Annotated in this window: 13 protein-coding genes; 9 read left to right on the plus strand and 4 right to left on the minus strand. The window is 70.3% G+C overall.

All coding sequences use genetic code 11. The features are described from left to right. Nucleotides 1–45 precede the first annotated feature (45 nt). The 4 genes from ACIBJG_RS11895 (at nt 46) to ACIBJG_RS11910 (ending at nt 3066) form a co-directional block, all read left to right on the plus strand. Nucleotides 46–1020, plus strand: coding sequence for a ribose-phosphate diphosphokinase (locus tag ACIBJG_RS11895; protein WP_148019072.1), 975 nt, complete (start codon nt 46–48; stop codon nt 1018–1020). Nucleotides 1021–1215: 195 nt separating this feature from the next. Beyond that, on the plus strand, nt 1216–1794 hold the full coding sequence (locus ACIBJG_RS11900) for a 50S ribosomal protein L25/general stress protein Ctc (protein WP_399307286.1): 579 nt from the start codon (nt 1216–1218) through the stop codon (nt 1792–1794). Nucleotides 1795–1900: 106 nt separating this feature from the next. Further along, nucleotides 1901–2494, plus strand: coding sequence for an aminoacyl-tRNA hydrolase (gene pth, locus ACIBJG_RS11905; protein WP_399307288.1), 594 nt, complete (start codon nt 1901–1903; stop codon nt 2492–2494). Nucleotides 2495–2595: 101 nt separating this feature from the next. Further along, a complete protein-coding gene (locus ACIBJG_RS11910; RefSeq protein ID WP_399307290.1) occupies nt 2596–3066 on the plus strand; it encodes a hypothetical protein in 471 nt (156 codons plus the stop codon). A gap of 100 nt (nt 3067–3166) precedes the next feature. Here the strand turns inward: ACIBJG_RS11910 and ppc are convergent, their stop codons facing one another. Beyond that, the gene (ppc, locus tag ACIBJG_RS11915) at nt 3167–5896 is read right to left on the minus strand and encodes a phosphoenolpyruvate carboxylase (RefSeq protein ID WP_399307292.1); all 2730 of its coding nucleotides are present in this window, start codon (nt 5894–5896) and stop codon (nt 3167–3169) included. Nucleotides 5897–6240: 344 nt separating this feature from the next. On the opposite strand from ppc, the gene ACIBJG_RS11920 reads away from it, so the two are divergent. The 4 genes from ACIBJG_RS11920 to ACIBJG_RS11935 all read left to right on the plus strand — a co-directional run bounded on the left by ACIBJG_RS11920 (nt 6241) and on the right by ACIBJG_RS11935 (nt 11704). Continuing rightward, the gene (locus ACIBJG_RS11920; protein ID WP_399307294.1) at nt 6241–7221 is read left to right on the plus strand and encodes an acyl-CoA desaturase; all 981 of its coding nucleotides are present in this window, start codon (nt 6241–6243) and stop codon (nt 7219–7221) included. Beyond that, complete coding sequence (locus tag ACIBJG_RS11925; RefSeq protein ID WP_399307296.1) at nt 7218–7904, plus strand: TetR family transcriptional regulator; 687 nt, start codon at nt 7218–7220, stop codon at nt 7902–7904. The genes ACIBJG_RS11920 and ACIBJG_RS11925 overlap by 4 nt, the downstream gene beginning before the upstream one ends. A 213-nt stretch (nt 7905–8117) precedes the next feature. Continuing rightward, the gene (locus ACIBJG_RS11930; protein WP_399307298.1) at nt 8118–9848 is read left to right on the plus strand and encodes an FG-GAP repeat domain-containing protein; all 1731 of its coding nucleotides are present in this window, start codon (nt 8118–8120) and stop codon (nt 9846–9848) included. A gap of 107 nt (nt 9849–9955) precedes the next feature. Next, nucleotides 9956–11704: an FG-GAP repeat domain-containing protein gene (locus ACIBJG_RS11935; protein WP_399307635.1), complete on the plus strand. Its 1749-nt coding sequence runs from the start codon at nt 9956–9958 to the stop codon at nt 11702–11704. Between the two features lie 66 nt (nt 11705–11770). Here ACIBJG_RS11935 and ACIBJG_RS11940 read toward each other — a convergent pair whose 3' ends face one another. Together ACIBJG_RS11940 and ACIBJG_RS11945 are read right to left on the minus strand one after the other, a co-directional pair. After that, nucleotides 11771–12127 (minus strand): VOC family protein, encoded by a 357-nt coding sequence (locus tag ACIBJG_RS11940; protein WP_399307300.1) that lies wholly within the window; start codon nt 12125–12127, stop codon nt 11771–11773. After that, nucleotides 12127–12924, minus strand: a complete 798-nt coding sequence (locus ACIBJG_RS11945; protein ID WP_399307302.1) for a trans-aconitate 2-methyltransferase — start codon at nt 12922–12924, stop codon at nt 12127–12129. The genes ACIBJG_RS11940 and ACIBJG_RS11945 overlap by 1 nt, the downstream gene beginning before the upstream one ends. Before the next feature lie 88 nt (nt 12925–13012). Here ACIBJG_RS11945 and ACIBJG_RS11950 point away from each other — a divergent pair, with 88 nt between their 5' ends. Next, on the plus strand, nt 13013–13513 hold the full coding sequence (locus ACIBJG_RS11950; protein WP_399307304.1) for a MarR family winged helix-turn-helix transcriptional regulator: 501 nt from the start codon (nt 13013–13015) through the stop codon (nt 13511–13513). Here ACIBJG_RS11950 and ACIBJG_RS11955 read toward each other — a convergent pair. Beyond that, nucleotides 13469–14293 (minus strand): LuxR C-terminal-related transcriptional regulator, encoded by an 825-nt coding sequence (locus ACIBJG_RS11955; protein ID WP_399307306.1) that lies wholly within the window; start codon nt 14291–14293, stop codon nt 13469–13471. The genes ACIBJG_RS11950 and ACIBJG_RS11955 overlap by 45 nt on opposite strands. Nucleotides 14294–14421 lie beyond the last annotated feature (128 nt).

The following is a 14421-nucleotide window of genomic DNA, read 5'->3' on the forward strand; positions in this document are numbered from 1 at the left end:
ACATCTGTGTGCAGCGCCAGAAACACGTCTGAGGAGACTGTTGCTGTGACCGGGATCAAGACGACCGGCGAGAAGAAACTGATGTTCTTTTCCGGCCGCGCCCACCCCGAGCTGGCCGAGGAGGTTGCGCACCAGCTGGGTGTGGGCCTCGTGCCGACGAAGGCCTTCGATTTCGCCAACGGTGAGATCTACGTCCGCTTCCAGGAGTCCGCCCGCGGCGCCGACTGCTTCCTGATCCAGAGCCACACGGCTCCGATCAACAAGTGGATCATGGAGCAGCTGATCATGCTGGACGCGCTGAAGCGCGCGTCGGCCCGTTCCATCACGGTGATCGTGCCGTTCTACGGTTACGCCCGCCAGGACAAGAAGCACCGCGGCCGCGAGCCGATCTCGGCGCGTCTGATCGCGGACCTGATGAAGACGGCGGGTGCGGACCGCATCCTCACCGTCGATCTGCACACCGACCAGATCCAGGGCTTCTTCGACGGCCCGGTCGACCACCTCTTCGCGCTGCCGATCCTGGCCGACTACGTCGGTGCGAAGGTCGACCGCTCGAAGCTGACGATCGTCTCGCCGGACGCCGGCCGTGTCCGGGTCGCCGACCGCTGGTGCGACCGTCTGGACGCTCCGCTGGCGATCGTGCACAAGCGCCGCGACAAGGACGTGCCGAACCAGGTCAGCGTTCACGAGGTCGTGGGCAACGTGAAGGGCCGGGTCTGTGTCCTGGTCGACGACATGATCGACACGGGTGGCACGATCTGCGCCGCCGCTGACGCCCTGTTCGCGCACGGTGCCGAGGACGTCATAGTGACGGCGACGCACGGTGTGCTGTCGGGTCCGGCCGCCGACCGGCTGAAGAACTCGAAGGTCAGTGAGTTCGTCTTCACGGACAGCCTGCCGACCCCGGGTGAGCTGGAGCTCGACAAGATCACGGTGCTCTCGATCGCGCCGACGATCGCTCGCGCGGTGCGCGAGGTCTTCGAGGACGGCTCGGTCACGAGCCTCTTCGAAGAGCAGTAGGAACGGCAGGCGCGCAAGCGTCACAGAAGATCCACTTTGGGCGCGGCCTCCCCGCCGGGTAGACTCAGCGAGTTGCTCGGCGAGGGAGGCCGTACTCATAGGTACGGCGGTCCGTTATCGACGCGCTCTTCGTAGCAGGCCTGTCGTGGGCCGGGTGACCATCCGCAGTTTTGTCACCTTACGAGGAGTGCAGTCATGGCCGAGATCAAGCTCAACGCCGCGGTCCGTTCCGAGTTCGGCAAGGGCGCTGCCCGCCGTACCCGTCGCGCCAACCTGGTTCCCGCGGTCATCTACGGCCACGGCGCCGAGGCGGTCCACATCACGCTGCCGGCCCACGAGCTGCACCTCGCGCTCCGTACCGCCAACGTCCTCATCGGTCTCGAGATCGACGGCAAGGACGCCCTGGTCATCCCGAAGGCCGTGCAGCGCAACGCCATCAAGGGCAACATCGAGCACGTCGACCTGCTGACCGTGAAGCGCGGCGAGAAGGTCGACGTCGAGATCGCGGTGCACGTCGAGGGCGAGCTGGCCCCGGGCGGCAACCTCCTCGAGTACGTGCAGAACACCCTGCGCGTCGAGGCCGAGGCGACCAACATCCCCGAGTCCGTCACGGTCTCCATCGCGGGCCTGGACGCCGGTGACTCGATCCTCGCCAAGGACATCCCGCTGCCCAGCGGTTCGGTCCTGGCCGAGGACCCGACGGCCGTCGTGCTCCAGGTCGTCGCCGCCCAGGTCGAGGAAGCCCCCGCCGAGGACGCTCCCGCCGAGGCCTGATCCTCACCTGCTTGACTGACGGGGCGGCGGTCTCCCTCCGGGGGATCCGCCGCCCCGTTTCCCTGTTCCTGCCGCCACCCGCCCGTACGCGAGGAGACCCAGCGCGATGTCCGACGCCACCGACCCCTGGCTGATCGTGGGCCTGGGCAATCCCGGTCCCGAGTACGCGGCGAACCGGCACAACGTCGGCTTCATGGTCGCCGACCTCCTCGCGGAGCGGATCGGCGGGAAGTTCAAGCGGGCCCCCAAGGCTCAGGCGCAGGTGCTGGAGGGGCGGATCGGTCCGCCCGGGCCGCTCAGCCGCCGGGTCGTGGTGGCGAAGCCGATGTCGTACATGAATCTGTCGGGCGGCCCGGTCACGGCGCTGCGCGACTTCTACAAGGTGCCGCTGGACCATGTCGTGGCGGTGCACGACGAGCTGGACATCGACTACGGGACGCTGCGGCTGAAGCTGGGCGGCGGCGACAACGGGCACAACGGGCTGAAGTCGATGACGAAGTCGATGGGCCCCGGCTATCACCGGATCCGGTTCGGGATCGGGCGTCCGCCGGGCCGGATGCAGGTCGCGGACTTCGTACTGAAGGACTTCTCGTCCACGGAGCGCAAGGAGCTGGCGTTCCTGGTGGACCGGGCGGCGGACTCGGTGGAGTGCCTGCTGGCGGAGGGTCTCGAGCGCGCGCAGAGTGCGTACAACTCCTGAGCCGCGTGGGCGGGCCCGAATCCCGACATACCCGCCGGTAAGTGGGCTGTTTTCGGCCACGGCTTGACCGACCGCAGGGCCCTGGCCAAGGATCGGCCCCCATGAAGCGCAGCTCCTCCCACCGTGCCGTGCAGTACGGCCGCAGCGCAGCGCTCGGCTGTGTCGTCCTGTTGTTGCTCGTCGCGGGTGTGCTGTCCTCGTGGGACACGGCGCATCACATCGTGCTGGCGAAGGGCCGTGAGCACGGGACGATGACGGTCACGGGGTGCGGCAGCGAGGTCTGCACGGGCCCCTACACACCGTCCGACGGCGGGGCGGCACGCTCCCGGGTCTCGGTCGAGAAGTCCGTGGCGGCGAAGAAGGGTGACCGTTTCCCCGTCGTCGTGAAGCCGGACACCTTCGAGGTCGTACGCACCGGGACGCCGGGTTTCCTGCATGCGTGGGTGCCGCTGGGCGGGGCGCTGATCCTGGCCGGGCTGGTGATCGGTGGCGGGCTGCGGCTGACCCGGGTCGGCTGGGGTGCCGGGATCGCGGGCGGGGTCCTGCTCGTGGCGACGTTCATCGCCCTGTGACGGGGCCCCGCCCGCGACCGTGTTCTCAGCCGGTCAGCCGGTGCTGATCAGCGGTGTTGATCAGCGGTGTTGATCAACGGTGGTGGTCAGCCGATGGTGATCAGCCGGTGTTACGCAGTCCCGCCGCTACACCGTTGACGGTGAGCAGCAGGGCGCGGGCGAGCAGCGGGTCGGCTTCCTCGCCGCGTTCGGCCGCCTGGCGCTGGCGGGCCAGCAGGGACACCTGGAGGTAGGAGATCGGGTCCAGGTAGGCGTCGCGGATGGCGAAGGTCTGCTGGAGCACCGGGCTGGTGCCGAGCAGTTCGGCGTTGCCGGTGATCTTGAGGACTTCCTTCACCGTCAGCGCGTGCTCGGCCTCGATGGCGTCGAAGACGTGCTTGAGCTCATCGGGGACGAGGGTGTCGACGTAGTGCCGGGCGATGCGCAGGTCGGTCTTGGCCAGGGTCATCTCGACGTTCGAGAGGAAGTTCTGGAAGAAGTGCCACTGCTCGTGCATCTCTTCCAGGACGGTGTCCAGACCGGCCTCGCGCAGCGCCTTGAGGCCGGAGCCGACGCCGTACCAGCCGGGCACGATCTGCCGCGACTGGGTCCAGCCGAAGACCCACGGGATGGCGCGCAGGCCGTCGAGCGAGACGCCCGAGCCGGGGCGGCGGGAGGGCCGCGAGCCCAGGTGCAGGTCGGCGAGCTGGTCCACCGGGGTCGAGGCGAGGAAGTACGTCGGCAGGTCCGGGTCCTCGACCAGCTTGCGGTACGCGGCGTGCGCGGCGTCCGAGACGGTGTCCATGGCCGCGTCCCAACGGGCCAGGGCCTCGTCGGACTGGCGGGGTGCGGTGTGCAGCGCGGAGGCCTGGAGGGTGGCCGCGACGGTCAGTTCCAGGTTCTCGCGGGCGAGGGCGGGGATGAGGTACTTGTCGGAGATGACCTCGCCCTGCTCGGTCACCTTGATCTCGCCCTCCAGCGTCCCCCACGGCTGCGCGAGGATCGCGTCGTGCGAGGGGCCGCCGCCGCGGCCGACGGTGCCGCCGCGGCCGTGGAAGAGGCGCAGGCGCACACCGTAGCGGTGGGCGACGTCGCGGAGCCGGCGCTGGGCGCGGTGGATCTCCCACTGCGAGGTGGTGATGCCGCCGAACTTGGACGAGTCGGAGTAGCCGAGCATGACCTCCTGGACGTCGCCGCGGAGCGAGACGAGGCGGCGGTAGGAGGGGTCGGCGAGCATCTCGTCGAGGATGACGTCGGCGGCCTTGAGCTCGTCCGTGGTCTCCAGGAGCGGGACGATGCCGATCTTGGCCCAGCCGCCGTGCAGGTCGAGGAGTCCGGCCTCGCGGGCGAGGACGGCGGCGGCGAAGACGTCGTCGGCGCCCTGGCACATCGAGATGATGTAGGACTCGATGACTTCGGGGCCGAAGCGCTCGAAGGCCTGGCTGATGGTGTGGAAGACACCGAGGGTCTTCTCGCCGGCGGCGTCCAGCGGGGCCGGGGTCGGGGCGAGCGGCCGGCGGGAGCGGAGCTCCTTGGCGAGGAGCTTCTGCCGGTAGTCGCGCGGCATGTCGGCGTAGCGCCAGGACTCCTCGCCGAGGCGGTCGAAGAGCTGGCCGAGCGCGTGGTGGTGGGCGTCGGCGTGCTCGCGTACGTCCATGGTGGCGAGCTGCAGACCGAACGCGGAGAGCGTGCGGATGGTGCGGTCCATCCGGCCGTCGGCGACGATGCCGCCCTTGTGCTCGCGCAGCGAGGTCTGGATGAGGGCCAGGTCGGCGATGAGCTCGGCGGTGCCGAGGTAGTCGCAGCCGGGGCGGTGCGGGGTGCCGGAGGCGAGGCGCTCGCGGGTGTTGACGAGCTTCTGCCGGATGCAGGTGGCCTTGAGCCGGTAGGGCTCCTCCGCGTTCAGCCGCTTGTAGCGGGGGCTGATTTCGGGGAGCGCCTCCAGGTCGGCCTGGAGGGAGGCGAGGAGCTCGTCGGTGGCTCCGGTGTAGCGGATGGAGTTGGAGAGCAGTCCGCGCAGCTGGTCGACGAGTTCGAGGGCGTCGGTGATGCCGTGCTCGTGCTGGAGGATCAACACCTCCCAGGTGACGGCGGGCGTCACGTTGGGGTTGCCGTCGCGGTCGCCGCCGATCCAGGTGCCGAAGGTGAGGGGGCGGGTGCCGGCGGGCAGTTCGACGCCGACGCGCTCCAGTTCGGCGGCCAGGTCCTCCAGGACGTCGCCCACGGCGTTGGCGTGGAGCTCGTCGAGGTAGTAGATGGCGTTGCGGGCCTCGTCGGCGGGCTCCGGGCGGACCACGCGCAGCTCGTCGGTCTGCCAGATGAGGTCGATGTTCTCGGCGAGCCGGATGTCCTGGCGGCGCCGGTCGGCCTCGATGACCGGGGTCTCCAGGAGCGCGGCGATGCGGCGGAGCTTGTTCAGTACGGAGCGCCGGGCGGCCTCGGTGGGGTGCGCGGTGAAGACGGGCCGTACGTTCAGGTTCTTGACGGTCTCGCGCAGGTGCTCGGGGTCCGCGTCCTTGAGCCGGTCGGCGGTACGGGCGAGGAGCCCGCCCTCGGCGGCGCGCCGGTCGCGCATCTCGTGGGCGCGGTGGACCTGCTCGGTGACGTTGGCGAGGTGGAAGTAGGTGGAGAAGGCCCGCACGAGCTGTGCGGCGGTCTCCAGGTCCGTGTCGCCGAGAAGCTCGGCCGCGGCCTCGCCGTCGGTGCGGGTGAGGGCTCGGACGCGCTCGACGAGGTCGAGGAGCTCCTGCCCCTCCTGGCGTACGAGGGTCTCGCCCAGCAGGTCGCCGAGGCGGCGGATGTCGGCGCGCAGCTCGGTGCTGGCGGCAGGGGTCTGGTCGGCACTGCTCACAGTGTGCGGCTCCTTGCAGTGGTTGAGCACGGGATCCGGGGCCCGCGGCCGGCTGCGGTGCCGACGCGACCCCCCGGGTGGCAGGGTGCGGACCGCGCTGTCCGACGCCCCCAGGATAGGTGTCCGTGCTGTCGGCGCGGTTCGCGCCCCGAGAGCGTGCCCGCTGTTCATCGCGGGTACGTGCGGGGTGCGCTCCCTGTCCCCTACCCCGTACGGCACCGGTCCGTGTCCGGGCGATCGTCCTCTCGTGTGGCGGGCCTTCGCGCTGCCATACTTACGACGCCGTAGGTTACGGGTGCGTAGCCCCGACTGTCCGTCGCTTTCCTACCCACAGGGGACTCCCCATGAAGTCCAGCCCCGAAGTGATCGAGGCCGCCGAGGCGGCTGACGGTCAGGTTCTTCCCCTCGCCACGCTTGGCGGGGACAACAAGCGGTCGATCGAGCAGATCGCGCTCCTGCTGTTCATCGTCGTACCGTTCGTGGCTCTGGTCGCGGCGGTGCCGCTGGCCTGGGGCCGCGGTGTGAGCTGGCTCGACCTGGGTCTGCTGGTGGCGATGTACTACATCGGCTGCCATGGCATCACGATCGGTTTCCACCGGTACTTCACGCATGGTTCGTTCAAGGCGAAGCGTCCGCTCCGTATCGCCCTGGCCGTGGCCGGTTCGCTGGCCGTGGAGGGCCCGGTGGTCCGCTGGGTGGCCGATCACCGCAAGCACCACCGCTTCTCGGACGCGGAGGGCGACCCGCACTCGCCGTGGCGTTTCGGTGAGACGCTGCCGGCTCTGATGAAGGGTCTCTGGTGGGCGCACATCGCCTGGATGTTCGACGAGGAGCGGACGCCTCAGCAGAAGTACGCCCCCGATCTGATCAGGGATCCGGCGATCCGCGGGATCTCCCGCCACTTCCTCTTCTTCACGATCGTCTCGCTGGCCATTCCGCCGCTGGTGGGTGGCCTGGTCACGATGTCGTGGTGGGGTGCGGCGACCGCGTTCTTCTGGGGCTCGCTGGTCCGGGTGGCGCTGTTGCACCACGTGACGTGGTCGATCAACTCGATCTGTCACGCGGTCGGCAAGCGCCCGTTCAAGTCCCGTGACAAGTCCGGCAACGTGTGGTGGCTGGCGATCCTGTCGTGCGGTGAGTCCTGGCACAACCTGCACCACGCCGACCCGACGAGTGCGCGGCACGGCGTGATGCGAGGTCAGATCGATTCGAGTGCCCGGCTGATCCGCTGGTTCGAGAAGCTGGGCTGGGCGACCGATGTGCGCTGGCCCGACTCCGCCCGTATCGAGTCCCGGCGCCACCCCGTGCGGGCCGACGCGGCATGATTGACGACGTGGCGACCGATGGAAGCACAAGCAGCGAGAACACCCGTGCACCCTCCGCCCGGCGGACCCGCCGGGTGCGGATGACCGGGAAGGAACGCCGCGAGCAGCTGCTGGACATCGGTCGCACCCTCTTCGCCGACAAGGGCTTCGAAGGCACGTCGGTGGAGGAGATCGCGTCGCGTGCCGGGGTCTCCAAGCCGGTGGTGTACGAGCACTTCGGCGGCAAGGAGGGGCTGTACGCCGTGGTGGTCGACCGGGAGATGCGTCAGCTCCTGGACATGGTGAACACCGCGCTGACCGCCGGTCATCCGCGTGAGCTGCTGGAGCAGGCGGCGTTCGCGCTGCTGGACTACATCGAGACGTACACGGACGGATTCCGCATCCTGGTCCGTGACTCGCCGGTGGCCCAGTCGACGGGCACGTTCGCCTCGCTCATCAGTGACATCGCCACCCAGGTGGAGGACATCCTGGGTCTGGAGTTCAAGGCCCGGGGCTTCGATCCGAAGCTGGCGCCGCTGTACGCGCAGGCGCTGGTCGGGATGGTGGCGCTGACGGGCCAGTGGTGGGTGAACGCGCGCAAGCCGAAGAAGGCGGAGGTCGCGGCCCATCTGGTGAATCTGGCGTGGCACGGGCTGGAGAACCTGGAGTCGAAGCCGCGGCTGATCGGGCATCGCAAGAGTTGAGCGGGAGTGTCCGGATTACGCCCCTCAGCGTGTCCGATCCGAAACGTCGTTCACTGCTAAAGCACTTCAGTCCCGCTGGTCACAGTTGTAGAGTCTGTGACCATCCCGGGAATGCTTCAGCGTGCATGTAGTGCACCTGTGAAGGCGTTTCTCCCGGTTCCACCACTTACCCCTGGGGGGGCTTTGTCTTCTGTGGAACCCGGCCGTCGTGCCATGCCCGCGCGCTCGAAGCGCGCCGGCCGGATCGCGGCCTGCACCGCACTCGTCCTCTCGGCCGGCATGCTGCTGGCCGCCCCGGCCTCGGCCGATGACACCGCACCGCGCCGCACCGCCGTCGAGCAGCCCGCGCCGGCTCTCGGCCAACTGCCGTCCCTCACACTCCCGAAGCACCCGGCTCAGAAGTCGCGTGCGGCGGGTGTCGAGGGTGCCGGTGCCGCCGCGGTCGTGCCCGCGAAGCCGCGCCTCGACGTGGACGGCGACGGTTACAGCGACACGGTCTACCGCGCTATCGACGGCGTCGTGTACGTCGCGACCAGCAACGCCGATCACGAGTTCACGATCAGCGGCGACCCGTACGAGCAGTACAAGGACCTCGTCGCGCCCGGCGACCTGGACGGGGACGGCAACCCCGAGATCCTGGCGCTGACCGCCACCGGCACGCTCCAGCTCCTTCAGGGCCAGGGCGAATCCGGCACCGGTTACGCCACCTGGACCGGCAAGGGCTGGCAGATCTACAACAAGCTGGTCGGCGCCGGCGATGTGAACGGTGACGGCCGCGGCGACGTGCTGGCCCGCACGCCGTCGGGCGAGCTGTATCTGTACGTCACCAACGGCTCGGTCACCAGCAACCCGTTCAAGTCCCGGGTCAAGGTCGGCAACGGCTGGGGTGGCTACGACCAGTTGGTCGGCGCCAACGACGTGACCGGCGACGGCATCGGCGACCTCTTCACCCGTACGCCCGCCGGAGAGCTGTACTTCTACGCCGGTACCGGCAAGGCCGCCAAGCCGTTCGCGGGGCGTGTGAAGGTCGGCAACGGCTGGAACGGCTACAACCAGATCGTCGGCGTCGACGACGCCAACGGTGACGGCCTCGGCGACATCATCGCGCGGACGACGGCCGGCGCCGTGTACTACTACGAGTCGACCGGAGTGGGCAGCTTCCTCACCCGTTCGGGCGGCGGCACCGGCTGGAACGTGGCGTCGCTGTTCGTCGGGGCGGGCGGCAACCCCGACTTCGGCAAGAACGAGATGTTCGGGCTCGACACCAAGGGCAGTCTGTTCTGGTACTACTCGAAGAACAACGGCCTGTTCGCCGCACGGCAGGCCATCGGCAACACCGGGGCCTGGCGCGGGGCCAACATCACCTTCGCGTCGTCGCTCGACAACGACGGCCAGGGCGAACTGCTGGAGTCGTACGCCGGCACGCTGTACAGCGACGGCTACGTCATCGGCAAGGGCTGGGGCGTCTACAACAGCCTCGTCGGCCCCGGTGACCTCAGCGGCGACGGCAAGGGCGACCTGCTGGCCCGCACCTCCGGCGGCACGCTCTACCTCTACCGGGGCAACGGCACGGCTACCGGGTTCGCCTCCCGGATCAAGGTCGGCAGCGGCTGGAACGCGTACAACAAGCTGGTCGGCGCCGGTGACTACAACGGCGACGGCCGCACCGACCTGCTCGCCCGCACCAAGGGCGGCACGCTCTACCTCTACCCGGGTACGGGCGTCGCGTCGAAGCCGTTCAAGTCCCGCGTGAACATCGGCGGGGGCTGGAACACGTACAAGAAGCTGGCCGCGCCCGGCGACATCAACGGGGACGGCAAGGCCGACCTCGTGGGTATCGACGGCAAGGGCGACCTCTACCGCTACACCTCGACCGGCACCGGCAAGTTCGGCGCCCGGGCGAGGGTCGGCGGCGGCTGGGGAACGTACGCCAACCTGTACTGATCCGTCGCACGACCGCAGCACCGCGCCCGACGTGGCCCGTCACCGGATTTCGGTGGCGGCGCCCGTCGGGCGTTTCACTACTCACCCCTGGGGGGGCCTTGTCTTCTGTGGAACCCGGCCGTCGTGCCACGCCCACGCGCGCGAAGCACGCGCGCCGGATCGCGGCCTGCACCACCCTCGCTCTCTCGGCCGGCATGCTGCTGGCCGCCCCGGCCTCGGCCGATGACACCGCACCGCAGCGCACCGTGACCGAGCGGCCCGCGTCCTCGGCGGGTCCGCGGCCGGTCCTGAACCTGCCGAAGCACACCGCCCAGCGGCAGTCGGCCGCGGCCTCGGCCGCGAAGCCCCGCGCGGACTTCGACGACGACGGCTACTCCGACCTGGTCTACCGGACGTACGACGGCGAACTCGGCATCTCGCCGAGCAGCGTGGAGGGGTCGTTCGCGTTCGAGATCCCCGGCAAGGACGCGACCGCGCACAAGGACATCATCCCGGTCGGCGACCAGACGGGTGACGGGTTCGCGGACCTCCTGACCCTGTCGCCGTACGGCTCGCTCACCTTCCGTGCGGGCATGTCGGGCGCGGGCACCGGCAACGCCGAATGGACCGGCAAGGGCTGGCAGATATACAACAAGGTCCTCTCCCCCGGTGACCTCACCGGCGACGGGCGCGCCGACCTGCTGGCCCGTACGCCCGCGGGCGAGCTGTACCTGTACCCGGCGACCGGCAACACGTCCACCGCGCCGTTCGCCGCCCGGGTCCTGGTCGGCAAGGGCTGGCACATGTACGACCAGATCATCGGGGCGAACGATGTCACCGGGGACGGCATCGCCGACCTCTACGGCCGGACCAGGTCGGGCGAGCTGTACTTCTACACGGGCACCGGCTCCGCGGCGAAGCCGTTCACCGACGCCGACCACGTCGGCCGCGGCTGGAAGATCTACAACCAGGTCATCGGCGCCGACGACCTGAACGGCGACGGCCGCGGCGACCTGATCGGCCGCACGGTCGAGGGTGACGTCTACGTGTACCTCGCGACCGGTACCGGCGAACTCGCCACGCGCGTCGCGGCAGGCACCGGACTGAACGTGGCGTCGCTCCTCGCCGGCGCGGGCGGCGCCCCCGACTTCGGCAAGAACGACCTCCTCGGGCTCGATACCAAGGGCACGCTCTGGACCTACTGGTCGCTGAACAACGGCACGCTGAGCCCGCGTGCCAGTGTGAGCAACGCGGGCGGGTGGAAGGGCACCAAGCCCCTCATCGCGTCCTCGCTCGAGGAGAACACTCTGGCCGACCTGCTGGAGGTGTACGACGGCGGGCTCTACAGCTACACCTACACGCCGGGCAGCATTCACCGGATGAGCAGCGCCTGGGGCAGCTACGACGTCACCGTCGGTCCCGGCGACCTGACCGGCGACGGCAAGGCCGACCTGCTGACCCGCGACACCGGCGGCTACCTGTACATCCACCCCGGCAACGGCACGGGCAGCGGCCTCGGTGCGCGGATCAAGGTCGGCGGCGGCTGGAACGCGTACGACGTGATCATCGGTGCCGGTGACTTCACCGGCGACGGCCTCACCGACGTGCTGGGCCGCACCTCTGACGGGGTGCTCAAGATGTACCGGGGCACCGGTGACAAGGACAAGCCGTTCCAGTCCCCGTTCCCGGTCGGCAAGGGCTGGAACACCTACACGAAGCTGGCCACGCCCGGTGACCTCACCGGGGACGGCAAGGCCGACCTCGTCGGGGTCGGCCGCGACGGCGGCCTCTACCTGTACGTCTCGAACGGCGCCGGCCAGTTCACCGTCCCGGTCAGGCTCGGCGGCGGCTGGAACACGTACAGCGTCCTGAACTGATCCACCGCACGCGGCCGCGCCCGCGACCGCGTCCGACGGGGCCCCTTCACCGGATTTCCGGACCCTCTAGGGTTCCAGGAACTCCAGCCGGTTGCCCACCGGGTCGTGGCTGAAGAAGCGGCGGTGGCCGGGCAGGTCCCCGTCCCATCGCACCTCGGCGCCGCGCTCCGTCAGCCGGGCCGCGTACGCCTCGATGTCCCGCACCCGCAGGCCCGGGTGGGCCTTGCGGGCCGGCCGGAAGTCCGCCTCGATGCCCAGGTGGAGCTGGACCGGGCCGGTCTGGAACCAGCAGCCGCCGCGGGCGGCCAGGACCGGTGGCTTGGGGATCTCCGTCATGCCGAGGATGTGCACGTAGTACGTGCGCAGCGCCTCCTCCGAGCCCGCGGGGGCGGCCAGCTGGACGTGGTCGACGGCGGCGATCATCACTTCTCCCGGTGGGCGACGGCGAAGATGCGGCGGAACGGGAAGACGGTGCCGTGCGGGCCCGCGGGGTAGGCGGCGCGGAGCAGGTCGCGGTATTCGGCGAGGAAGGCGTCCCTGGCCTCCTCGTCGTCGGCGAGGGCGGTGAGGACGGGGCGCAGTCCGGTGCCCTTCACCCAGTCGAGGACGGGGTCCTCGCCTTGCAGGAGGTGGAGGTAGGTGGTCTCCCAGACGTCGGCGGTGCGGCCGGGGCCCGTGAGGCGGTCCAGGTATCCGGCGGGGCTCAGGACCGCGTCGGCGTGGCGCAGCCGGCCGGCCAGGCGGGAGCGCCAGCGCGGGGACTCGGTGAGTTCACGCATCAGGGCGTGCGAGGGCTGGTCGAAGTTGCCCGGGACCTGGAGGGCGAGGGTGCCGCCGGGGGTGAGGGCGTCCAGCCAGCCGGGGAGGCGGTCGGCGTGGCCGGGGACCCACTGGAGCAGGGCGTTGGAGACGATCAGGTCGTACGGCTGGGAGGGCGTCCAGGTCGCGGCGTCGGCCTCGGCGAAGTCCAGCAGGGCGGTGGCGTGGGCGCGGGCGCGTTCCAGCATCTGCGGGGAGTTGTCGTAGCCGGTGATACGGGCCCGGGGCCAGCGCTCGGCGAGCAGGGCGGTGACGTTGCCGGCGCCGCAGCCGAGGTCGGCGACGCGGGGGGCGGGGGCGTGCGGCAGCTCGGGGACGCGGGCCAGCAGGTCGTGGAAGGGGCGGGTGCGATGGTCCGCGTGGCGCAGGTACTGCTGCGGATCCCAGGTGGGTGCGGTCATGCCGTCCAGGATCGACCCGAAGTATCTTGATGTCAAGACACTTGAATTCAAGAGACTTCATGTCGACAGACCCTCTACACTGATCCACATGGAGGACGAGGTCGACCGACTGGTCGCTGCATGGCGCCGAGAGCGCCCCGACCTCGACGTGGAACCACTCGAGGTCCTCAGCCGCGTCTCACGCCTGGCCCGCCACCTCGACCGGGCCCGCAGAATCGCCTTCGCCGAGCACCATCTGGAGCCGTGGGAGTTCGACGTCCTCACGTCGCTGCGCCGCGCGGGCGCCCCGTACCAGCTCTCCCCCGGCCAGCTCCTCACCCAGACCCTGGTGACGTCGGGCACGATGACCAACCGCATCGACCGGCTGACCAAGAAGAATCTCGTCGAGCGGCTCCCCGACCCCAGCGACCGCCGCGGCGTGCTGGTCCGGCTCACCGCAGAGGGCCGCGACAAGGCCGACCAGTCGCTCGCCGGCCTGCTCGCCCAGGAGCGCGCCATCCTGGGCGAACTCTCCCGTCACCAGCGGGGCGAACTGGCGGGACTGCTACGCCAGTTGACCGCCCCGTTCGACAACATCCCGCCCTCCTAGGGCCGGGACCGGGACCGCCGCCTCCAGGTCTGCGGGGCCGACACCCGCCCGGCGGGCCAGCGCGACGGCCGCCAGCGTCGAGTGCACGCCCAGCTTCCCCAGCACGTTCTGCATGTGGGTACGCACCGTGTGCGGGGAGAGGAAGAGCCGCTCCGCCACCGCCTTGCGGCCGAGCCCCGCCACCATGCAGCGCAGCACCTCGCGCTCGCGCGGGGTCAGGGACTCGACGAGCTGTTCGCTCTCGGTGCGGTGCTTGCGGTCCGCCATCAGCTCCCGCAGCACGCCCGTGAGCAGCGCGGGCGGCAGATGCGTCTCATCGCGCAGCACGCCCCGGATCACCGCGAGCAGCCGTTGCAGCGAGCTGTCCTTGGCGACCCAGCCGCAGGCGCCCGCCTGGAGCGCGAGCGCGGCCCGGCGCGGATCGTCCTTCTCCGCGAGCACCACCGTGCGCACCGGGGACCGCAGCGAACGGATGCCGGCGACCAGGGAGATGCCGTCGGCCGCCCCGTTCCCCCCGGCGTTCGGAGCGGGCCCCTGGGCCGGGACCACGGCCGGGCGGCCGAGCGGGTGCAGGGCGCCCAGCTCGGCGTCGACCAGTATCACGTCGTACCCACGGCCCTCGGACGCCGCGCGTTCCAGGCAGCGCAGGGCGGCCGGGCCACTGCCCGCCGCTGCCACGTCGACGTCCGGCTCGGCGGCGAGCGCCGCGGCGAGCGACTCGGCGAAAATGCGGTGGTCGTCGACGACGAGAACCCGGATACGGGCCACAGGCACCCCCATGCTGTGTGTTCTGGGGCGCGCGAAGCGTGCGACCCCCGGCAGGGACGGACCGGCGCGGGTACGACGCCCGGAGCGGGGAGTTGAACCGCAGTCCACGGCCGCCGCCGTGTACCGACTGCCACCCCGCC

This window comes from Streptomyces sp. NPDC050422 (assembly GCF_044458665.1).
Lineage (GTDB): Bacteria > Actinomycetota > Actinomycetes > Streptomycetales > Streptomycetaceae > Streptomyces.